The sequence below is a fragment of the Candidatus Centipeda massiliensis genome, assembly GCF_900290285.1.
GTDB classification, from domain to species: Bacteria; Bacillota; Negativicutes; order Selenomonadales; family Selenomonadaceae; genus Centipeda; species Centipeda massiliensis.
Genome location: NZ_LT985756.1, coordinates 261511 through 282680 on the forward strand (window position 1 = coordinate 261511; position 21170 = coordinate 282680).

Below are 21170 nucleotides of genomic sequence, written 5' to 3' on the forward strand. Positions count from 1 at the left end.
ACATCAAAGAGCGGCAGCCGAGGAATGATCTCCTCGACTGCCGCCATTTCGCTGCTTACGTCTGTAGGGGCACTTCCATGTCTCCCATATCGATATATCATCAGAGAAACAAATATTTCGGATGCGCATACCTCGATGATCAGTGTCCCGCATGAGCAATCGTACGCCCATCAATCATGGTCCACTCGGTTCGTCCATTTGAAGCCCGACCAAGAACGACAGAGGCGGCTGCAGAAACACTGTCAAAAGTATAGTTTTCTATAAATACACTGTTCAGGATAACCCCCTCTTTGATCAACTCTTCTCTCTTCGCACAATACGATGGCTGTAGCCCGCTTGTAACAGCAGAAGAGATTCTGCTGCCCTTCAGTACAACAAATGTACCATTATCATCCGGATACCCGGTCGCGCTTGCCCCACGCCCCGCCAGCTTGAAGTTTGAATCCAGGGGGATGGCATTTTCCGCATCCAATTCCCAATGCTTTGAAAAAACTGCTGCAAGTGTCTCCTGACGTTTCTGAACATATTCCGGTGTCCATTCAGAGGCATGAAGAACCTGTGTTGTAAGAGCGTAGGAACTCGTTCCATTCTTGGATTTGAAGTATTTATTTTTTTTCGTATTGAAATCATAATTCTGCGCTGCGGCATTATGTCTTCTGGTCAAGGGAACGAGGTTGGCTATGCGGTTCAACCAATACTTCCGATCCTCATCCGCCCAGAGCTGCATCCACTCACTACCGGATTGAGGATGCTGAGGAAGGACATGTTCGATGGTGAACACTACATCAGTGTACGTGGCGCCCCCGTCTCCTACAAAGGAGTCCAACCGTTGTACGATATAGTTCCTGCGCTTCGATGTCATGGAATAGATCTCGCCATCCAAAGTGTCGCGAAACATCTCCCGCTCCCATGCTGTCAGTTCAATATTGACAAGCGGATCTGCAATACTGCTATCGGGACGGTTCTCCATTTCGACCAAAATCCATTTATAGCGATTTACGCGATGATTTACGTCCTGCCCCGTAATGTATAGATAAGAAGCAAGCCGCTCCAGCTTTTTGATAAACCAAAGAATATACGCCGAATCATTTTTATAGGTCGTCAAAAATTTAATTGCCGTAGGCATCCAGTCTTTGTTGTCCGTTTTATTCAACCAATACAACAGATTGTTGATTTCATCGGCATGTTTTGTCGAAATATATGCACAGTCTCTCAGTTGAACGTATGCCCCAGTATAGGGTTCGATGTATTCATCAATCAGCTCGGCAGGCTGTGTTTCCTGTAGAACATATTCCGTAAATTCTTCGAGCAAAGTCTTCCTGGGGCGTTCTTTCGCAAAAATCATGCGTGTATGTGAAAAAACATCATTGAATCCGTCGCGACCGGTGAGACTCTCCAACTCTTCCCAGCGATCAGTGTATGCCTTTTGCTGATCTGTTGGAAGATGCCCGATCGTTTTAGATTTGATGATGTCTATCGGCAGCAGATCAAGACCTCTGCTGTTCATAACAGAAAAGACACGGAATGCAGATTCTTGATTCGGCGTTGACACAACGACAAAAAAACAACGCGTTAGGAACACTTTAGAGAATTTGAGCAGGTCATCATCACCGTTAAAATACTCCTTGAATTTCTCACGTAAGACGGCACAGTTCGCCTGAATATGCCTCTTTGCCTCTGTATCCATTGTTGCAGGATCCAGATCATTCAAATTATTGAGTCGTACGTCCTGAATATATTTGGAAAAGAAATCCTGATCCCGATCCCGCAAGAAGACGCGCGGCTGTGCGGAAATTCCCTCCAGTATATTCCCCTCCTCCTGCAAATAGTTCTTACAGCGAGCCTTATACTCTTCACCAGTGAAGCGATCCGACATCGCAGCAAACAAAATTGATAGGGTGGTAAGGCGCTGCTGCCCATCAATAACCTCAGCACGCCGTTCTCCTTCCGATTTAATTAAAACAATGCTCCCAAGGAAATAATTACCCTCTGTATCGGCTTGAAAGAAATCATATAAATCATCAAATAGGACACTGGCCTCAGTTTCTGTCCAAGCGTATGGACGTTGGTATCCTGGAATATGATATTCAAAATCCGCACTGAAAATCTTTGCCAAGGGATATTCTTTACCGATAATTTTATTGCTCATGGGGCGCCTGCTCTTTCTATGTATTTTTAACTTTATACTGTAGCATCTAATTTGAATTCTATAATAGTTTCTCTTTGATTTCAATATTAAATTCACTACTATAAGCTTCTTTTTCAGTAGTAACCCACAGGATCCCAATCGACAAAAAAGGAAGCTGTTGCACGAAGTTTTCTAGCTTCGTACAACAGCCCCCGTTTTCCTCGTAATTCAGTTATCCCTCGAGCTTCAAAAGTCCCGGCTGTTCAATGTTCCACTTGCCCTTGTTCAGTGAGAAGAGTGCAGGCATATCAACGGTAAGCTGATCGTAGCTTTTTCCCTTTTCGTAGCGGGTTGCAAAGGTCTCCTTCATCCCCGCTTCATCGTGCATCTTCTGGTCATACGGGAACATAGGGCTTGGTATGACGGCAAAGTCGTTCGGCTGCCCCGGGATGTCATACGCCCAAAACGTCGCCTCATTGATGTCATCCACGGTCTCGAACTTCGGCATAGTCTTTCCGTTCTCAACCGCTGCATGATCTGTGCATATCAAGAGATGCAGCCCATACTTGTCAATGAGGGGCTGACAGAGTTCCTCGCCGCGTTCGGGCGAGAAGGTCTCGCGCAGCGCATGGTAATCGTCGAGAAGATCCTGCCAGATCGGCTTACTCTCCAGAAGTGCGTCCAGATCAATCTCCTCTTCCTCCGGTTCGGGTTCCGGTTCCGGCTCAGGTTCTGGTTCCGGTGCAGCCGGCACAGGCGCGGCGGCAGCACACTCCTTCAGCGCCCCAATGTCTGCGGCAAACTGTTTCGCCTGCTCCTCAACCTGACCGATACGGGTCTCAAGAAGCCCGATCTGCTCCCTGAGTTTTTCCACTTCTCCCGCAGTCTGACTATCCTTCGTCACCGATGCCTGGATCTCCGCCGAAAGCCGCTCCGCCTCCGTACGCAGCCATGAGACGTGACCCTCAATGACATCGACGGTACCGCCCGTCTGCCGCCACGCATAATGCGTCGCGAGTGCCGCGACCGCGACGCTTACTATGACGAGGACAAACGAGAGAATCGTCATCACATCTGCCATTACGGGGTGAATGAACCCCACCGTCTGCACAGCGGCTGCCGCTGCCTCAGTTTCCATCGACCATCAACCCTTTCCGCTCTTTATCTCCATCCCATTTCACACAAATGTGAAAACACGACATATATCTTTTCTTATTTCTCCACACAGCCCGGAAATCCTGCTGGAATCATGCGAATATATGTCACCTATCTATAATATCCGGTCATAGAAAAAGAGCCGCCCCGCGCGAAGCGACTCCATTTTCTGTCGTGGAATGCAGTGCGTATCAGAGAGCCCCAACGAGTGCAGCGCCGAGATTCTTGCTGCCATCAAGCCCCTCTTCGTCCGGCTCGTTCTCAACGATGAACGTGTCGACGAGATTTGCGCCGGCTTCCTTCGTGCGCTCAGACCACGTCTCCATCCACGCGCCTGCGCCCCAGCCCCACGAGCCAAAGAGCACGACCGGCTTGCCGGTGAGCTTGCCGCTGTCCACAGCTGCTGCAAAGAACGGCTCGTACGACCCCTCCTCGAGTTCCTCAGCCCCCATCGAAGGGCAGCCGAGCGCAAGACCATCGAAGCCATCGATCTGATCCACGGAGAAGCTGTCCACCTCAAAGCACTCGACGTCAGCACCCGCGCCCTGCGCGCCCTCGACGACTGCCTCTGCCATCTTCTGCGTGTTGCCCGTGCCGGACCAGTACACAACTGCTACCTTTGCCATTATGAAATCCTCCTCATAGAACCCGAGAGAACGTATCTCTCTCCCTATACCGCCTGTACCAACTCAGCAAGGGGGCATCCCGCCTCCAGCCGCGTACAGAACTCCTGAGTACAAGCCGAGTATCGCTCAAAGAGCGCCCGTGCCTCAGCCTCGTTCGTATAGACCTTCCAGTATCCGCTGCACACAAAATCCTGTCCCCGCCGCGAGATAAATTCGCGCACATCCTCCGGAGGATAGCCGAGAAAGAGACCGACCTCCGGCGGGAGTGTCTTGCGTACGCGCATCCGCAGACGCAGGAACTCAAGCCGCTCCTCCATGCTGTCCGTGAGGCGATAGCCCGCCGCACAAAGGATCTCCTGTGCCGCCGGCACCGCAAGCATACGTGCGACGATCTCCGCACGGTAAAAGAGTATGAGGACATACTCCTCGCCCTCCGCCACGCGGAATGTCGAGATCCCTTTGCAGGAAAAACACGGTTCGTATGCAGCAAGCAATGCCTCAAAATCCTGAAAGCGGCTCTTTTGAAACGACAGCAAGCTCCCCGCCGTCAGACCCGCAAGCAGGGGTGCAGCGTGATAGCCGAGCAAATGCTCAAAATCTGGACAACGCATCGTAATATCCCCCTCCGTGCTAAGGCGCAATAAATACAGCACTGAAAACCATTCGCATTTCATTATACAGCAAACAATTCTCATTAGCAACATCTTTTCTCACAGAGGAGAGTATTCTGCTATGGTCTGGTTCTATTATAGCGGAGATTGTCCTCAGTGACAACAGAATCTTTTTTATGTATCAATAGAGAGATTTTAGGAAGCGCGGTTCGTCCGCGACTGAAAACATTGACAAAAATTCATGCGTGTGCTACGTTTGTCAAGGTATATTTAGATAAGCCCGAATTCGTACCCCTAGGGGCAAAGGAAGCCATCGTACATGATACATTTAAAAAATATTGTCAAAACTTATGAGGGCGACATCCACGCACTGCGCGGGATCAATCTCTCCATCGAGCGCGGCACGATCTATGGTATCATCGGTCTGTCGGGCGCGGGCAAGTCCACGCTCATCCGCTGCATCAATATGCTTGAACGTCCGACGAGCGGTGAGGTGCTCGTCGGCGGACGCGATCTGATGAAGATGACCGAAGGCGAGCTGCGCGAGGAACGCCGCCACATCGGCATGATCTTCCAGCACTTCAATCTGCTGTCCTCCGCGACGGTCTACGACAACGTCGCCTTTCCGCTGAAACTCGCGGGAAAATCGACGGACGAGATCCGACCGAAGGTGACGGAGCTGCTTGCGCTTGTCGGCCTTGCGGACAAGGCGGACGCCTATCCGAGCCACCTCTCAGGAGGACAGAAGCAGCGCGTCGGCATCGCACGCGCACTCGCAAATGACCCGAAGGTGCTGCTGTGCGACGAGGCGACCTCCGCACTCGACCCGCAGACAACAAAGTCCATCCTCACGCTCATCCGCGACATCAACCGCCGCATGGGGCTGACCGTCGTCGTCATCACCCACGAGATGCAGGTCATCAAGGATATCTGTGACCGCGTCGCCGTCATCGACGGCGGTGTCATTGCCGAAGAGGGCGACGTGGTGGATGTATTCACCGCACCGCGCGAGCCGATCACGCAGGAGTTCATCAGTGTACTCCTCTCGAACGAGCTGCCGACCGCATTTCGCGGCAATCCCATTGAGGAAACACCGAGCCGCGACAGCTATATGCTGCTGCGCCTCACCTTCCTCGGGGAGCGTGCGGACGATCCCGTGCTTGCCGATATGATCCGCCTCTTCCCTGACGTTGAGGTCACGATGCTGTTCGGCACGCTCGACCAGATCAAGGAGCTGCCGTTCGGCCGTATGATCATTGGGATACGCGGTGAGCGCTCCGAGATTGAGTCAGTGATCTCATATCTGTCTGCACAGCATTTGAAACAGGAGGTGATCGGCTATGTCCGCCGAAACGATTCCCCTTCTAACTAAGGCACTGGGCGAGACGATCTACATGGTCATTGTCAGCATGGCGATCTCAACCGCCATTGGCGTCCCGCTCGGCGTGCTCCTGCACGTCACGGGGAAGGGGGAAATCCTCGACGCGCCGCTCGTGAACCGCATGGTGGGCGGCATCGTCAACGCCGTGCGCTCCATCCCATTTATCATATTGATGGTTGCAATCATCCCACTGACCCGCCTCATCGTGGGTTCTGCCATCGGTACAACGGCGGCAATGGTGCCGCTCGTCATTGCCTCCGTCCCCTTCATCGGGCGTCAGGTGGAGACCTCGCTGCGCGAGGTGCCGCACGGACTCATTGAGGCGGCACTCGCGATGGGTGCAACGCCGATGCAGATCATCACGCGCGTGCTGCTGCCGGAGTCCATGCCGGGCATCGTCAGCCAGCTCACAACCGTCATCATCGCCCTCGTCGGGGAGTCCGCAATGGCGGGCGCAATCGGCGGCGGTGGTCTCGGCGATCTCGCGATCCGCTACGGCTACCAGCGCTTCCGCCCCGACATCATGATTGCGACGGTCGTCATTCTCATCGTTCTCGTCCAGCTCGTGCAGTTCGTGGGCAATGCCCTCGCTGCACGGCTGAATAAAAGATGATTTTCAAGGAGGTTTTTATGAAAAAACTACTCACCCTCGTACTCGCACTCACGACGCTCGCCCTTGTCGGCTGCGGCGGCGGTGCGGCGGACAACAAGACGGAGAAGGTCGTCAAGGTCGGCGCCTCCCCTGTCCCCCATGCCGAAATTCTAGAGGTTATTAAGCCCGAACTTGCAAAGGAGGGCATCAAACTCGAGATCGTTGAGTTCAACGACTACGTGCAGCCGAACCTTGCGACGAACGACAAGGAAATCGACGCGAACTTCTTCCAGCATGAGCCGTACCTCAAGAACTTTGTCACCGAGCATCCGGAGCTGAAGCTCGCGAACGTCCTCGGCGTTCATGTTGAGCCGATGGGCATCTACTCACACAAGATCAAGAACATCAACGAAGTCAAGGACGGTGCACAGGTCTCCATTCCGAGCGATCCCACGAACGGCGGGCGTGCCCTGCTCCTTCTCGAACGTGCAGGACTGCTGAAGCTGAAGGACGGCGTCGGCGCTGCCGCAACCGTGCAGGATGTCGTCGACAACCCGAAGAAGCTCGTCTTCAAAGAGATCGAGGCGCCGCAGCTGCCGCGTACGCTCGACGATGTCGATATCTCCGTCATCAACACGAACTGGGCAATGCAGGCGGATCTCGTGCCGACGCGCGACGCGCTCTTCATGGAGGACAAGACCTCCCCGTACGTCAACATCCTCGTCGTCCGTCAGGGCGATGAGAACCGCCCCGAGATTCAGGCGCTCATGAAGGCGCTCCACTCCGAGGCGGTCAAGAACTTCATCAACGAGAAATACAAAGGCGCGATCATCCCTGCATTCTGAGGAATGACCGCGACAGCAAACAGGAGAACCACACGGTTCTCCTGTTTTTGTTTGCTTATATACTTCTATGTGATAGAATATCTCATTATGAATAAGATTCTCAGCAAACTTTACGCACTCAAACGCCGCGAGCGGATCTACGGCATACGCAACCCGCTCACCTACGACTTTCTCCATCACAATATGCACCACCTGCACGTTCTTCTCTTCCACAGTGCTGATCAGCAGGACTTTACGCGCGGCGCGATCATGCGGCAGCTGCTTGTATTTATGCTGCCCATCCTGCTCTCGCAGCTCCTGCAGCAGTTCTACACGATTGCAGACACCGCCCTGATCGGGCAGGCACTCGGCGCAGAGGCGCTTGCGGCGGTCGGCACGGCAGGTCTGATCCTATCGGTCATCGTCAACTTCTTCATCGGCTTCTCGGCAGGTCTCAGCGTCCTTGTTTCCCATCTTTACGGCGAAAAGGAGTACACGCGTCTCAGCGCGCTCGTGCAGAGTATCTTCATCATCGTATTCGTCTTCACCATTCTCTTTACGGCGGCGGGCATTGCACTGACGCCCGTCCTCCTCGCGGCGCTCTCCACACCCGATGAACTCATCCCGATGGCAAGTCTGTACCTGCGCGTCGCCCTGCTCGGCTTATTCGCGCAGCTTCTCTACAACACGTCAAGTGCCATTCTCCGTGCACTCGGCAATACGACAAGTGCCCTGCACTACCTTGCTGCTGCCGTCCTGCTCAACATTGTCCTCGATATTCTCCTCCTCTTCATCATCCCCTGCGGCATTGCAGGTGCTGCAGCGGCGACCATCATTGCACAGTATACGGCGGCTCTGCTCGCCCTGCGCAAGTTCCGCCATCTGCGCGGCGCATGGCAGTTTCGCCTTGCCCGCCCCATCTTCGTTCCGAAGCACATCATGCCCATCCTCGGCACGAGCATCCCGGCGGGACTGCAGGCGGTCTTTATGAGCATCTCCTCCCTCATCATCCAGACCTACATCAACTCGTTCGGCTATGCGGCGATGGCAGGCATGACCGTCTACGCCCGCGTCGAGGGCTTCCTCTACTACCCCCTCTTCGCGTTCGGGATCGCGCTCACGAGCTTCATCGGTCAAAACGTCGGCGCAGGTGACCTCGCACGCATCCACACGGGACTGCGTACCAGCCTGCGTCTTGCAGCGGGTGGGGCGATGGGCATGGCACTCATCGCGGGGCTTGCTGCGCCCGCGCTCGTCACACTCTTCACCAACGATCCCGCCGTCACAGAGAACGCTCTGGACGCCGTCTACTACACCTTCCCGTTCTACTGGCTCTATGGCATCAATCAGATCTATATTGGCGCGATGCGTGGCCTCGGCGATACGCTCTATCCCATGATGACTGCGCTCGCCGCCTACTGCGTGTTCCGCGTCGCGTGGTGCTGGGCGTGGGACATTGCCGGGACTCACTCCATGCACATCGTCTACAGTGCTTACAGCGTCAGCTTCTTTGTCATGGCTGTGCTGCTGTGGGCTGGATGTCGGCGGGCGATGGCACGCATCGAAAAGGCAGCATAAGACGACTTTAGGAGGCGCAGATAGACTCAGCCGCAGCATCTTGACGCATTTTTCCGGCTTCGGCAAAGCTACACCGTTCTGACGAACCTCCTTTTATCAGCGATTCCTTTACGGCGTCGCGGGCGTCTCCGCACTCACCGCACCGCGCCGGATCATGTCGCCGACGCGCAGATCGTATGTGAGCGCCTGCTTGTGCAGCGTCTCCGCGCGTGCAAAATCCTCGGGCAGCCCTGTATCAAGCCCCTTCACAAAGCTCTCATACGAGGCGATGGAGGCCTCCGTCGCCGCCTTGCGCTGGGCGGCAAGATACGCTGCACCACGCGGGATCTCCACGGCATCCAGCTCGTTCTGATATTTTTTCAGCGAGGGAATCACGTCCTCCTGCAGGAGATGGATGAGTGCCTTACGGCGCTCGATCGTATACGTGCCCCACGCCGTTTCCGTCAGGCTGTGAAACTCACGCTGTGCCGAGCGAAAAATGCCATTATATCGATCCACGATGGGACGCGTCGCCTTGATATAGCGGGAAACATCGCTGCTCGCCGCCGTCTGAACTGCCTCAAGATAGGCGCGGTAGTTCGCCACGCGCACGATCCGCCAGCCCGTGTCCCCCTGCTCCATGCGCAGCTGCAGGGGAAACTCAAGACCCGTGCCGCCATCCTGGACATGGATCGTCGCAAGAACGGCACTCCCATCGCGCACGAGATCACCGATGCTGACCAGCTCTGTATCGCGCAGATGACTGCACTCCATCAGATACTCGTAGTCAATGCCGAGCTGACGCCCCTTGAGCTCATCAACGCCCTCAGGCTCCGTCCACACATCATTTTGAACGGCAAACTCTATCGTATGCACCAGCCCTGCCGTAACGCTCCCCTTGATGCTCTGGTAAAACTTTCCGGAGGCATCGCGCTCAGACTCCTTGAGACTCGTGTCGCGCGAAAAGAGGACGTAGGTGAGATCATCATAGCCCGCATCTGCTACCGATGCAATATCCACACGATGTTGGAACTCCGTGAGATCGTGCTCCTCGACCGCCGCTGCCGCCTGCGCAAGCGCGTATGCGGGACGCTGGATATAGTAGGCAAAGTACCACGCGAGCACCCCGATCGTCAGAACAATCAGCCCCGCCGCCATCATAAATTTCCGCTCATGCGATCTTCGCCGACGCGCCAGCCGCACGCGCCACGCAAACTCATCCATCGGCATCGCCGCGCCTCCCTTCATGAAAATTACTGTCATTATAGCATTGAAGCGCGTTTCGTTCAATCACTACACGACACGGCTTTTCACCAAAAAGAGACGCCCCATCGGACGTCTCCTTTTTTCGTATTATGCTTCGAGCACTTCGTCCATCGAGAGCTTCATATGCTCAATGGCGATTTCGAGATCGTCTCTGCTGATATTCAGCGGCGGATTGAAGTAGAGCACGTCGCCAAGCGGACGCAGGAGCAGTCCATGTTTCAGCGCACGGCGATAGATCGCGTAGCCGAGGCGGCGTTTTCCGTCAAAGGGACGCTTCTCTGCGCGATCCTCGACGAGCTCCACGGCGTGAATCAGTCCGATGTGACGAATCTCGCCGACGTTCGGATGCGTGCCGAACGCCTCCGTCATGCGCTTGGTCAGCCATGCCGCCGTATTCTCCGCCCGCTCCAAGATATTTTCCTCGTCGAGGATGTCGAGCACGGCAAGCGCCGCCGCGCAGCCGAGCGGATTGCCCGCATAGGTGTGCGAGTGCATAAACGCCCTGCCCTCGCTCCAGTCGGCATAGAACGCTTCGTAGATCTTCTCTTTTACAATGGTGATCGACATGGGCATATAGCCGCCCGTCAGCCCCTTCGAGAGGCACATGAGGTCGGGCGTAATGCCTGCACGCTCACAGGCAAAGAGCCGTCCCGTGCGCCCGAAGCCCGTTGCAATCTCGTCCGCAATGAGGAGTACGTCGTGTGCGTCGCAGAGAGCACGCAGCTTTCGGAGGTACTCCTCGGGATAGATACGCATCCCCGCACTTCCCTGCAGGAGCGGCTCGACGATCATCGCAGCCGTCTCATGCCCATGCTCCGCAAAGGCACGCTCCGCATGGACAAAGCACTCACAGGCACAGTGCTCCCGCATTTTTCCGAACGGGCAGCGATAGCAGTCGGGAGCCTCGACGTGGATGTTGTCCATCATCATCGGTCGGTACATCTCGGCAAAAAGATCCATGCTCCCAACCGAGAGTGCGCCGATCGTCTCGCCGTGATAACTCTCCGTGAGGCACATAAAGCGTGTCTTCTCCGTGCGCCCCGTCTGCTGACAGTATTGGAATGCCATCTTGAGCGCCGCTTCGACCGCCGAGGAGCCGTTGTCGTTGAAGTGGAACTTTGTCAGCCCTGCGGGCACGAGAGAGGCGAGCCGCTCGGCAAGCTCGATGGCGGGGCGGTGGGAGAAGTTCGCAAAGATAACGTGTTCGAGCCGGTCGAGCTGCGCCTTGATGCGCGCATTGATCTTCTCGTTTGTGTGCCCGAGGAGGTTTGCCCACCACGAACTCACAATGTCGAGGTAGGAATGCCCATGCACATCGTAGAGCCACGCCCCCTTTGCATGGTCAATGACCATCGGCGGCAGCTGCTCATAGTCCTTCATCTGCGCGCATGGATGCCAGATATGGCGCAAATCACGCTGTTCAATCGTCGGCATAGTCTCTCCCTCTCTCAGTCATACAGCGCCGCGAGTGCTTCTGCCGGCATCGGCAGCGCTGCAGCGCCGTGCTCCACACGGGCAAGTACGGGCGCTCCCGTCAGTGCCTCGACCATCTTCACATTGTCCTCCTGCATCACACCGCCCGCCCAGCTGTTGAAGACAAATCCCTTCAGAGGAATGCCGCGCATCTTCAAATGCTCTGCCGTCAGCACGGCGGCGTTGATAGTGCCAAGCCCCGCGTCCGCAACAACAAGCGCAGCGAGCCCGAGGCGAAGGACGAGATCGTCCAGAATGACATGCGCCGCGTCATCCCAGCGCATCGGACAGATAATGCCGCCGCTCCCCTCCACCGTCAGATAGTCCGTCCGCTCCTTCGCCGCGCGGTAGTCCTGCTCCACTTTGTGAAAGTTCATCGGACAGCTCTCGATCTGTGCGGCAAGATGGGGCGATACGGCATCGCGGTAGATATAGGAAACGCTTGCGTCCTCTGCCGCAAGGTGCGCGACGCGTGCGACATGGAGCGCATCGCCCGGCAGCAACGTACCGTCCGCGAGGATCTCTGCCCCCGAGAGCGCTGCCTTGTAGTAGCCCGCCCGAAGTCCCGCATCGCGCAGCTTCTTTACGATCAGTCCCGTGACATAGGTCTTGCCGATGTCCGTCCCTGTGCCCGTGATAAATAATGCCTTGCCCATGCTATTCTCTCCTTACAGCCACAGCCCCGCCCGCTGCAGCCGCACGCCGATGTACGCCGCTGCCACGCAGAGCAGGAAGTCCGGCAGAACCTGCAGCACGCCGCAGTACCAGATCGCGACCCAGAACCCAATCGGCGCGTCGATGATATAGTTCGACGCAAAGTAGAAATACGAGATTCCGAAGACATAGACCACCACCATGCCCAGAAGGCACGCGATAAGTGCGCGACGAAATGTCGGTGCCCCCGTGCGGACGAACGCGCCCGTCACCCACCCCTGCACAATGAATCCTACAAGATAGCCGAACGTCGGCTGAAGCACATAGCCCGGTCCACCGCCCGAGGCAAAGACGGGAATCCCGACCAGTCCCATCAGCACATACGTCCCGATCGCAAGTGCTCCAAGCCGCGCCCCGAGCATCAGCCCCGCAAGCAGCGTAAAGAGGAACTGGAGCGTATACACATCCGTCCCGACCGGAATGCGGACGAACGCCCCGACGGCAACGAGTGCAATAAAGAGTCCGCAAAGAATTATTTCTCGTAGCTTCATAATGTTCAGATACCTCCAAGCATATTTATCATCAAAATAAACCTGCTTTATCATACACGTTTCGCATTTTACTGTCAACCGATTTATTTTATTCCGGTTTACAAAATGTGCACAAAAAAAGACAGCACGCAGACTGTCTCATGTGTTATAATGCAGTTGGTGCTATCTATTCGGTGGACGGTTAATCAAGCCTCGAAATGAGGTGATTGACGATGAACGAAACAAATATTACGCTTTTGTTGCTTGTCGTTCTAGTATTACTGATAAAAAAGTAAACCGCCCCATAGCAGCCAAGTTATAGGCGGTTTTACTTTCCAACTATACAAGGGGCTGACCGTTTACACGATAGCACCTTTTCTATGCGTATTATACAACAGAACACAAATCTTTTCAAGCCCTATCGCTTCGTCACGCGCACGCGATCCATCTCCGTCCCATCGGGCAGGAAGCACGCAATCTCAAGCGCGTCCCGCGTAACCTCCATCGTGAGATAGTTATCCGTCTCGGGCTGCGGCAGTGTCACCTCGTCAAAGGCGTGGTCGATCCAAAGATTCGGATAGCGTACATTGCCTGCAACCCCCGTAAGGATGTAGAGAGGTCCCTTCCCCGCCGCTGTCTTCTCAAATCCGTAGATATGTCCGCGATTCCGATACGTGTGCAGATGTGCCGTAAAGACGACGTCAATCGCAAGTTCGTCGAACATCGGCATCCACACGCGCCCATTGTCCTCATCAATGCCCTCGGGGCGCTCGGGATGTCCGTTGATGCGGTATTGCAGCACATCCTTGTGCATGAGGACGATGTTCCAACGCTTCCGATGCGCCTTCAGGTCGCGGCGCAGCCACGCGCGCTGTTCTTCCATCAGCCCGTGCTTAAAATCACCGATTTCCTTTTGCTGCGTACACAGTACGACATAGTGGGCATCGCCATAGTCAAAGGAATAGTAGTAACGCTCGAACTCCTTGCTCCCGTTCCTCGGCGTTTTGAAATAATGCAGATACGCCGCAGGCAGACGGGTTTTCCAGTCGCGGTTGTAAGTCTCGTGGTTGCCCATGACGGGTGCAATCGGAATCGAACGCTGCATTTCCTTCACTCCGACAAAGAACTCCGTCCACTGCAGGCGATCCTCTCCATTGTCCACGAGGTCGCCCATGCAGGCAAAGAGCTGCGCGTCCGTATTACGTGCCCATGCCAGATGCGCCAGTTCCTTCCAGTCCGCATAGTCCGAGGACTGGGAGTCGGGAAAGAGCAGCATCTTGTAAGGCTCGTTCGCCGACGGCGCGTAGAGTTCCTGCCAATCCGTTGCCATATCCCCCGCCGTGATGCGGTACTGATAATGCGTGCCTGGCATCAGATCCAGCTCCGCCGTATACTGATAGACCTCAATACCATCATCCGTAAAGCGGTCATCCGACACCGCAAAGCGGCGCGTATCTCCCGTATCCTGCACGCGCAGTTCGAGGATCTGATTCTCTGCGGGGGACAGCAGCTCCCACATAATAACGCGTGCCCGTCCCGTCTCTGCCGCCACCTGCCGCAGCCGCTCGACATAGAGCACGCCCGGGAACTGCCGCAGTGCCGTATCCCGAAGACCGCGCAGTCCGCCGAACTGCCAGAGTGCCGCACCGCCCGCCGCAGCCACCCCTGCCGCAGTCACCGCCTTAATAAATGTCCGTCGATTGATCTTCGCTTTATTTTCCATTCCTTCACATTTCCTCGTCTATAACCATCACACCTCATCATGAAACCTTGGGAATCTCGGATCAACGCATCCCGGCCATCTTGCCGCATTTGATCCGTGCCCCCGTGTGTGCGAATCATCCATTTTTCATTGTCGGCTCAGCCACTCTGCTCGTAGCAGGAGGCAAGCGCCTCTGCCGTCATTTCCCGCCCCTCGGCACGCAGATCGAGATAGCGCGCGACATCCACGCAGCTGATGCACCCACCGGGGAGAAAGCTCCCTGTATCGCAGGCAATGATGTTGTTCTTCAAAAAGAGCGGCACATTGCGGCTCATATCACGCCCACCAATCGACTGCGTCGGCGTATGCCCAACGACGACAAGTTCTGTTCCCCTATAGTTATCGTAGAAATCCTCACGAATCCATAGCAAATCCCGCGCTTTCTGTTTTGTCTGCCGCGGATTGATCCCCGCATGGACAAAGAGGATGCTTTGCCCGCCGTGCTGGATACGATCGTAAAGAGGACACGCCTTGACGAATGCAATCAATCCCTCGGCATCTTCCGCAGAGAGCCCCATGAGCTGATCCAGCGTCACATCGCCGCCGTTCATCAGCCAGAGATCCATGGGGTCGAAATCATCGAGTCCATGCGTCCTGAGATAGCCGAGCATCATTGCCTCGTGATTGCCGCAGAGTGCGTGGACATTCTCATGGCACTCCACCTGCTTCTGCACGAAGCGCAGGGCTTCCACAGACTTTTTCCCGCGGTCGATATAGTCCCCGAGAAAGACAAGCATATCTTCTTTATCGTCGAATGCGATCTTTTTCCAAAGTGTACGAAGCTGATCCGCATGACCATGAATATCGCCCACGGCAAGAATCCGTCGAAATGCCACGAAAATCGCCCCCTTTATCTTTTTATTATAACGCATAAATCCTGAAATGAAAATGACGACTCATCGTATCCGCATCAAAGACTCGTACACGATTGACATTCCATGTCTGGCGATATATGATAAGAATGTTGGTTTATGTCTTTCATGCACAGTGCAGGAGGAAGCAAATGATCGAACGCTATACACGTCCGGAGATGGGGCATCTCTGGTCGATCCAAAACGAGTGGCAGACCATCCTAAACGTCGAGATCGCCGCGTGCGAGGCGATGGCGGAGCTGGGTGAGATCCCCACCGCCGCCGTGGAGAACATCAAGAAGAACGCACGGTTCGATGTCGCACGCATCAACGAGATCGAAAAGACAACCGATCACGACATCATCGCCTTCCTCACGAACCTTGAGGAGAACGTCGGTGACGATTCAAAATACATCCACAAGGGGCTGACCTCAAGCGATGTCAAGGACACGGCGTACTGCGTCATGATGCGCGACGCCGCCGCGATCATCCTCGACGATCTGCGCGCGTTTCGCGAGGTTCTGCGCCGCCGCGCTGAGGAATTCCGCCACACACCGTGCATCGGGCGCACGCACGGCATCCACGCGGAGCCGATGACATTCGGGCTGAAGCTGCTCCTCTGGAGCGCGGAGATCGAGCGCGACATCGAGCGCCTGACGCGTGCAAAGGAGATCGTCTCCGTCGGCAAGCTCTCGGGCGCCGTCGGTACCTACTCCAACATCGACCCGCGCATTGAGGAACTGACGTGCAAAAAGCTCGGCATTACGCCCGTGCGCCTCGCGACACAGGTCATCCAGCGCGACCGCCACGCCGAGTTCGTCACGACGCTCGCCATCATCGCGGGCACGATGGAGAAGATCGCAACCGAGATCCGCAACCTGCAGCGCACGGACATCCGCGAGGCGGAGGAGTTCTTCAAGGCGGGGCAGAAGGGATCGTCCGCGATGCCACACAAGCGCAACCCGATCAACTGCGAGCGCGTCTCGGGCATGGCGCGTCTCGTGCGCGGCAACGCCGTCGCGGCACTGGAGGACATGACCCTCTGGCACGAGCGCGACATCTCGCACTCCTCCGTCGAGCGCGTCATCCTGCCCGATGCGACCATCAACGTGGACTACTGCCTGCACAAGCTAACGGGCATCGTGGACAAGCTCCTCGTCTACCCCGACGCCATGCTGCACAACATGAACCGCACGGGCGGGCTGATCTACAGTCAGCGCATCCTTACATCACTGGTGAATAAGGGCATCCTGCGCCAGACCGCATACGTCTGGGTGCAGCGCAACGCCATGAAGCGCTGGCTCGAAAAGGAGGATTTCCGTACCAACGTCGAAAAGGACGCCGACATCTCCGCACACCTCACGAAGGAAGAGATTGACGCGTGCTTTGACTATACCTATTTCCTGCGCCATGTGGATTCCATCTTCGCGCGCTTTGATCTCTGAGGGAAAGAATAGGGGGACTTTATCATGTCAACCATCGTAATCACGGGCACACAGTGGGGCGACGAGGGCAAGGGGAAGATCGTCGACTACCTCGCAAGCAAGGCGGACACCGTCGTCCGCTTTCAGGGCGGCTGCAACGCAGGTCACACCGTCGTCGCCGACGGCGAGGAGTACAAGCTGCGCCTCCTGCCATCCGGCATTCTCTACAAGGGCACGCACAACATCATCGCAAACGGCGTTGCCTTTGACCCCGAGGTCTGCCTGCAGGAAATGGACGCCATGGCGGAACGCGGCATCGACACATCGAATATCCGCATCTCCGACCGCGCCCACGTCGTCATGCCCTATCACCGCCTGATGGACGGCATCGGCGATGCGAAGCGCGGTGCGGACAAGATCGGCACGACGGGACGCGGCATCGGTCCCTGCTACATGGATCGCGACAACCGCATCGGCATCCGCGTCTGCGACCTCATGGAGAAGGACGAGTTTGCGAAAAAACTCAAGAAAAACCTTGAGAGCAAGAATGCCGAGCTTGCCGCTGCCTACGACCACGAGCCGCTTGCCTATGAAGACGTGCTGAAGGAGTATCAGGGCTATGCCGAGCGCCTGCGCCCGCTTGTCACCGACACCATCCCCCTCGTCAACGAGGAGATCGCAGCGGGACGCAAGGTGCTGTTCGAGGGCGCACAGGCGACCATGCTCGACATCGACTACGGCACCTATCCATACGTCACGGCTTCGCACCCCATCTCGGGCGGCGTCACCATCGGCGCAGGCGTTGCGCCGCGGAAGATCGACAAGGTCGTCGGTGTCGTCAAGGCATACTGCACGCGCGTCGGTGAGGGTCCCTTCCCCACGGAGCAGCTCAATGCGATCGGCGAAAAGCTGCGCGAGGCGGGACACGAGTTCGGCACCGTCACAGGGCGTCCGCGCCGTACGGGCTGGCTCGACGCCGTCGTCGTCCGCCATGCGGGACTCCTCTCCGGCATCGACTACATGGCAGTCACACGCCTCGACATCCTCGACGGCTTCGACGAGATCAAGATCTGCACAGGCTACACGTACAAGGGAGAGCTGCTGAAGGGCGTCCCCGCGAGCCTCAACGTCCTCGCAGAGGTCGAGCCGGTCTATGAGACCTTCCCGGGCTGGAAGACGGACATCTCCGGCATCCGCAGCTACGAGGAACTGCCCGATCGCGCGCGCAAGTACCTTGAGCGCATGGCAGAGGTCACAGGTATCGCCCTCGGCATCATCTCCGTCGGTCCCTCGCGCGAACAGACCATTGTCCTCGCCAAGGATCTTTTCTAAAATCTATAAAATTATGGCACGCTGTGCGTTTTGCACACAGCGTGCCATTTTTGTTTACCTATTATTCGGCTCTGCCACTGCAAAGCCCGCCTCAACAAAAAACTTCCGATACGCCTCTGCCTTCTTCTCAAGCTTCATCGGATAGGCGCGCGAGGTGGACGGCAGGCGCGTGACGAGAAGGTCGCGCTCCCCGCAGCGTGCGGATACCGTCGCTCCCGTCCTCACATCCTTTGCCTTGACCTCTGTCTCCAGCAGCGCGAATAGGATCTCCGTCGCCTTGCCGCCCGTTGTGCATATACGGCGGCACTGCGGGATTTTCTCCAAAATCTCGGGCAGCTCAACCGTCTCCACAACCTTCAGATAGGCATCGGAGGCATTTCCATGTCCACGAATGGCACGGCGTACGCCGGGGCACGAGCCAATCCCGCGCTCGGTGAGAAACGCCTTGATCTTCTCCGCATCAAACGCCTTTTCCTCCCCACGCTGAAAGTGCATCGCGTCGCCAAAGAAGACCAGCCCGTAGACACGCCACATATCGTTCTGGAAGTTCGGGTAGTGGAACTCCATCGCCCGCTTCTCGGCGGCGGGCGGGAACGACCCCATCATGAGTACGGTGGCATGCGGCGGAAGAAATGGCGGAAACGGGCGCAGCTCGATTTCATGTTCTTCCATCATCATGTCCCCTTATAAAAGCCCCAGCGCATGCTGCACGATGAGTGACGTGCCCGCCACCGCAATCCAGCACACCATACCGAGCGCCAAGGGGCGCGCCCCATTCCGTACGAGCGAGGCCAAATCCGTATTCAGTCCGATGGCACTCATCGCGAGCACGATGGAGAACTTGCCGAGCATCCCAAGCCCATGCGAAATCTCGGCGGGGAGAATGCCCGTCGTATTCACAATGCACGCAAGCACGAAGTAGAGCACGAACATCGGAAAGATGCGTCGAAGTGAGAAGCCCGCGCCGCTCCTCGCCCCCTTCATCACGAGCAGAGAGAAAAAGAGGCAGACAGGCACAATCATGAGCGTGCGCGTCAGCTTCACAATCGTCGCGTACGCACCTGCATCGTGGCTGTAAGCATAGCCCGCCGCGACCACGGACGATGTATCGTTGATCGCAGTACCTGCCCACATCCCGAAGCCCGTATCCGTCATGCCCCAGCTATGCCCGAGAAATGGAAAGATAAAAACCGCAAGGACATTGAAGAAAAAAATCGTCGCAATCGAGATGACGACATCCCGATCCTTTGCCCCGATCACAGGCGCGACCGCCGCAATCGCAGAGCCGCCGCAGATCGCCGTGCCCGCACCGATCAGAGAGGTCATATCGCGGTCGAGTCCAAGAACCTTCCCCACCAGGAACGCCGCGCCGAACGCCGCCAGCAGTGTGAAGATCATGACATAGAGCGACTGCTCGCCAACCTCGACCACATGAAAGAGATTCATCTCAAATCCAAGCAGAATAATCGCATATTGGAGAATCTTCTTGCCCGTAAACTGAATGCCCTTCTCCACCGCCTGCGGCCGCCGCTTCTTCGCAAACAGCATGCCAAGCAGAATACCGAACACGGGACCTCCCACAATGGGAAAGTACAGCCCCAAAATATACGCCGGAATCGCAAAGAGGAGCGCATAGAGAATGCCGTCCATATATTCGCGTTTCATAAAAACTCCCTTCTTTTAGGCAAACAGCTCCTCCCACTCCTTCTCACGGAAGCCCGTAAGGACACGTTCCGCCGTGATGAGGAGTGGGCGCTTTACAAGCATCCCATCCGAGGCGAGCACAGCATACTGTTCCTCCTCCGTCATCGCGGACAGCTTGTCCTTGAGTGCAAGTTCCCGGTAGAGCATGCCGCTCGTATTGAAGAACCGCTTCAGCGGCAGCCCGCTTTTCTCGTGCCACGCCCGCAGCTCATCCACCGTCGGATTCTCCGTTTTGATATCGCGCATCGGTGTCATGCAGCCATGCGCGCGCAGAAACTTCTCCGCCTTTTGGCAGGTCGAGCACTTCGGATAGCCGATAAAAAGAACGTCTTTATCCACAGAGTATTCCTCCTTACAGAATCCATGCAATTACTTGCTCCATTATAATCCTTCAAAAAAATTTTTCAAACTTTTTCTTTTTGACCTATTGACTTTTTGACTATTTGAGGTATAATAACAATCGAAAGGTGAACAACAGAGCACCTTCCTAAAGAAATGACAAGAAACGATGGGACGCATTCCAAACAGTGCACCCGTCAAAAACCTCTAAGGAGTTGATTACCATGTTTGGACTTGTACCTTTTGCCGGTCGTCGGAACCTCTCGCAGCGTGACAGCGCGAATCCGTTTGCACTGCTTGACGCAATGCACGATTCCTTCTTCCGTGACGACTTCCCCACTGCGAACTGGGGCGCCGCCTCGTTCAAGGTGGACGTGAAGGACGCAAACGATCACTATGAGCTGACCGCAGACCTGCCGGGCATGACGAAGGAGGACATCGCCCTGCACTACGAGAACGGCTATCTCACGATCGCCGCCTCGCGCACGGAGTCCAATGACGAGAAGGACGATGCGGGCAACTATATCCGCCGCGAGCGCCACACGGGCGAGGTCAGCCGCTCGTTCTACATCGACGGCATCGACGATGCGAATATCCACGCGGAGTTTAAGGACGGCGTGCTTCAGGTAAATCTGCCAAAGACGGCGGAAGCACCCGCACGCAAGCAGATCGAGATTCACTGATCTGCGTGAATTCTCTCATCCATAAAGAGCGGAACTGTGCTCGGGAAATTTCCTGAGCACAGTTCCGCTCTTTTCATTTAGGAAGCACTGATAAATTCAACCGCGCCATATCAGCGCATCTTTTTTGCTCGAACGCCGCCCGCGATTCTCCACAGAGAACGACGCACCATCCATTTATCCCCTTGTTCGGACGAAAAAATCTACACCGATCTGACGGACTTCGTTTTATCAGCGCTCCCTTTATTTTCAAAAAGCATTTCTTTTTTATGCTTTTGTGG

General features: G+C 55.9%; 20 protein-coding genes. 7 read left to right on the forward strand and 13 right to left on the reverse strand.

Annotated features, from left to right (window positions below):
• Positions 1-139: 139 nt before the first annotated feature.
• The 4 genes from C8273_RS09790 to C8273_RS09805 all read right to left on the reverse strand — a co-directional run bounded on the left by C8273_RS09790 (position 140) and on the right by C8273_RS09805 (position 4520).
• The gene (locus tag C8273_RS09790) at positions 140-2149 is read right to left on the reverse strand and encodes a DUF4357 domain-containing protein (protein WP_106627523.1); all 2010 of its coding nucleotides are present in this window, start codon (positions 2147-2149) and stop codon (positions 140-142) included.
• A gap of 211 nt (positions 2150-2360) precedes the next feature.
• The gene (locus C8273_RS09795) at positions 2361-3266 is read right to left on the reverse strand and encodes a hypothetical protein (RefSeq protein WP_106627524.1); all 906 of its coding nucleotides are present in this window, start codon (positions 3264-3266) and stop codon (positions 2361-2363) included.
• A gap of 208 nt (positions 3267-3474) precedes the next feature.
• On the reverse strand, positions 3475-3909 hold the full coding sequence (locus C8273_RS09800; protein WP_106627525.1) for a flavodoxin: 435 nt from the start codon (positions 3907-3909) through the stop codon (positions 3475-3477).
• A gap of 44 nt (positions 3910-3953) precedes the next feature.
• A complete protein-coding gene (locus tag C8273_RS09805; protein ID WP_106627526.1) occupies positions 3954-4520 on the reverse strand; it encodes a DUF3793 family protein in 567 nt (188 codons plus the stop codon).
• Between the two features lie 319 nt (positions 4521-4839).
• On the opposite strand from C8273_RS09805, the gene C8273_RS09810 reads away from it, so the two are divergent.
• The 4 genes from C8273_RS09810 to C8273_RS09825 all read left to right on the forward strand — a co-directional run bounded on the left by C8273_RS09810 (position 4840) and on the right by C8273_RS09825 (position 8895).
• Entirely contained in the window at positions 4840-5892 is a 1053-nt protein-coding gene (locus C8273_RS09810; protein WP_106627527.1) for a methionine ABC transporter ATP-binding protein, read from the forward strand.
• The gene (locus C8273_RS09815; protein ID WP_106627528.1) at positions 5861-6514 is read left to right on the forward strand and encodes a methionine ABC transporter permease; all 654 of its coding nucleotides are present in this window, start codon (positions 5861-5863) and stop codon (positions 6512-6514) included. The genes C8273_RS09810 and C8273_RS09815 overlap by 32 nt, the downstream gene beginning before the upstream one ends.
• A 17-nt stretch (positions 6515-6531) precedes the next feature.
• Positions 6532-7338: a MetQ/NlpA family ABC transporter substrate-binding protein gene (locus C8273_RS09820; protein WP_106627529.1), complete on the forward strand. Its 807-nt coding sequence runs from the start codon at positions 6532-6534 to the stop codon at positions 7336-7338.
• A gap of 87 nt (positions 7339-7425) precedes the next feature.
• On the forward strand, positions 7426-8895 hold the full coding sequence (locus tag C8273_RS09825; RefSeq protein ID WP_106627677.1) for an MATE family efflux transporter: 1470 nt from the start codon (positions 7426-7428) through the stop codon (positions 8893-8895).
• 108 nt (positions 8896-9003) lie between these two features.
• On the opposite strand, the gene C8273_RS09830 is transcribed toward C8273_RS09825, so the two are convergent.
• From C8273_RS09830 to C8273_RS09855, 6 genes are all read right to left on the reverse strand, one after another.
• Positions 9004-10104 carry a hypothetical protein gene (locus tag C8273_RS09830; RefSeq protein WP_106627530.1) on the reverse strand — a complete coding sequence of 367 codons (1101 nt, stop codon included), beginning with the start codon at positions 10102-10104 and terminating at the stop codon, positions 9004-9006.
• Positions 10105-10227: 123 nt separating this feature from the next.
• Positions 10228-11574: an adenosylmethionine--8-amino-7-oxononanoate transaminase gene (bioA, locus tag C8273_RS09835; RefSeq protein WP_106627531.1), complete on the reverse strand. Its 1347-nt coding sequence runs from the start codon at positions 11572-11574 to the stop codon at positions 10228-10230.
• Positions 11575-11588: 14 nt separating this feature from the next.
• Positions 11589-12269 carry a dethiobiotin synthase gene (gene bioD / locus C8273_RS09840; RefSeq protein ID WP_106627532.1) on the reverse strand — a complete coding sequence of 227 codons (681 nt, stop codon included), beginning with the start codon at positions 12267-12269 and terminating at the stop codon, positions 11589-11591.
• A gap of 12 nt (positions 12270-12281) precedes the next feature.
• Positions 12282-12818, reverse strand: a complete 537-nt coding sequence (locus C8273_RS09845; protein ID WP_106627533.1) for a biotin transporter BioY — start codon at positions 12816-12818, stop codon at positions 12282-12284.
• 397 nt (positions 12819-13215) lie between these two features.
• Complete coding sequence (locus C8273_RS09850) at positions 13216-14520, reverse strand: purple acid phosphatase family protein (RefSeq protein ID WP_106627534.1); 1305 nt, start codon at positions 14518-14520, stop codon at positions 13216-13218.
• A gap of 137 nt (positions 14521-14657) precedes the next feature.
• Positions 14658-15395: a metallophosphoesterase family protein gene (locus tag C8273_RS09855; RefSeq protein ID WP_199821071.1), complete on the reverse strand. Its 738-nt coding sequence runs from the start codon at positions 15393-15395 to the stop codon at positions 14658-14660.
• A gap of 167 nt (positions 15396-15562) precedes the next feature.
• Between C8273_RS09855 and purB the strand changes: the two genes are divergently transcribed.
• Together purB and C8273_RS09865 are read left to right on the forward strand one after the other, a co-directional pair.
• Complete coding sequence (purB, locus tag C8273_RS09860; protein ID WP_106627536.1) at positions 15563-16855, forward strand: adenylosuccinate lyase; 1293 nt, start codon at positions 15563-15565, stop codon at positions 16853-16855.
• A 24-nt stretch (positions 16856-16879) separates the two neighbouring features.
• Positions 16880-18166 carry an adenylosuccinate synthase gene (locus C8273_RS09865; RefSeq protein ID WP_106627537.1) on the forward strand — a complete coding sequence of 429 codons (1287 nt, stop codon included), beginning with the start codon at positions 16880-16882 and terminating at the stop codon, positions 18164-18166.
• A gap of 54 nt (positions 18167-18220) precedes the next feature.
• Here C8273_RS09865 and C8273_RS09870 read toward each other — a convergent pair whose 3' ends face one another.
• From C8273_RS09870 to C8273_RS09880, 3 genes are read right to left on the reverse strand one after another with little or no spacing between them, the layout of a single operon-like run.
• A complete protein-coding gene (locus C8273_RS09870; RefSeq protein WP_199821073.1) occupies positions 18221-18841 on the reverse strand; it encodes a DNA glycosylase in 621 nt (206 codons plus the stop codon).
• A gap of 9 nt (positions 18842-18850) precedes the next feature.
• Positions 18851-19831, reverse strand: coding sequence for a YeiH family protein (locus C8273_RS09875; protein ID WP_106627539.1), 981 nt, complete (start codon positions 19829-19831; stop codon positions 18851-18853).
• 15 nt (positions 19832-19846) lie between these two features.
• On the reverse strand, positions 19847-20209 hold the full coding sequence (locus tag C8273_RS09880; protein ID WP_106627540.1) for an arsenate reductase family protein: 363 nt from the start codon (positions 20207-20209) through the stop codon (positions 19847-19849).
• 224 nt (positions 20210-20433) lie between these two features.
• On the opposite strand from C8273_RS09880, the gene C8273_RS09885 reads away from it, so the two are divergent.
• Positions 20434-20892: an Hsp20/alpha crystallin family protein gene (locus C8273_RS09885; RefSeq protein ID WP_106627541.1), complete on the forward strand. Its 459-nt coding sequence runs from the start codon at positions 20434-20436 to the stop codon at positions 20890-20892.
• Positions 20893-21170: the final 278 nt, after the last annotated feature.

Coding starts and splice junctions, on each gene's coding strand:
- C8273_RS09790 (WP_106627523.1), bottom strand. CDS start 2,149: ATGAGCAATAAAATTATCGGTAAAGAATATCCCTTGGCAAAGATTTTC.
- C8273_RS09795 (WP_106627524.1), bottom strand. CDS start 3,266: ATGGAAACTGAGGCAGCGGCAGCCGCTGTGCAGACGGTGGGGTTCATT.
- C8273_RS09800 (WP_106627525.1), bottom strand. CDS start 3,909: ATGGCAAAGGTAGCAGTTGTGTACTGGTCCGGCACGGGCAACACGCAG.
- C8273_RS09805 (WP_106627526.1), bottom strand. CDS start 4,520: ATGCGTTGTCCAGATTTTGAGCATTTGCTCGGCTATCACGCTGCACCC.
- C8273_RS09810 (WP_106627527.1), top strand. CDS start 4,840: ATGATACATTTAAAAAATATTGTCAAAACTTATGAGGGCGACATCCAC.
- C8273_RS09815 (WP_106627528.1), top strand. CDS start 5,861: ATGTCCGCCGAAACGATTCCCCTTCTAACTAAGGCACTGGGCGAGACG.
- C8273_RS09820 (WP_106627529.1), top strand. CDS start 6,532: ATGAAAAAACTACTCACCCTCGTACTCGCACTCACGACGCTCGCCCTT.
- C8273_RS09825 (WP_106627677.1), top strand. CDS start 7,426: ATGAATAAGATTCTCAGCAAACTTTACGCACTCAAACGCCGCGAGCGG.
- C8273_RS09830 (WP_106627530.1), bottom strand. CDS start 10,104: ATGCCGATGGATGAGTTTGCGTGGCGCGTGCGGCTGGCGCGTCGGCGA.
- bioA (WP_106627531.1), bottom strand. CDS start 11,574: ATGCCGACGATTGAACAGCGTGATTTGCGCCATATCTGGCATCCATGC.
- bioD (WP_106627532.1), bottom strand. CDS start 12,269: ATGGGCAAGGCATTATTTATCACGGGCACAGGGACGGACATCGGCAAG.
- C8273_RS09845 (WP_106627533.1), bottom strand. CDS start 12,818: ATGAAGCTACGAGAAATAATTCTTTGCGGACTCTTTATTGCACTCGTT.
- C8273_RS09850 (WP_106627534.1), bottom strand. CDS start 14,520: ATGGAAAATAAAGCGAAGATCAATCGACGGACATTTATTAAGGCGGTG.
- purB (WP_106627536.1), top strand. CDS start 15,563: ATGATCGAACGCTATACACGTCCGGAGATGGGGCATCTCTGGTCGATC.
- C8273_RS09865 (WP_106627537.1), top strand. CDS start 16,880: ATGTCAACCATCGTAATCACGGGCACACAGTGGGGCGACGAGGGCAAG.
- C8273_RS09870 (WP_199821073.1), bottom strand. CDS start 18,841: ATGATGGAAGAACATGAAATCGAGCTGCGCCCGTTTCCGCCATTTCTT.
- C8273_RS09875 (WP_106627539.1), bottom strand. CDS start 19,831: ATGAAACGCGAATATATGGACGGCATTCTCTATGCGCTCCTCTTTGCG.
- C8273_RS09885 (WP_106627541.1), top strand. CDS start 20,434: ATGTTTGGACTTGTACCTTTTGCCGGTCGTCGGAACCTCTCGCAGCGT.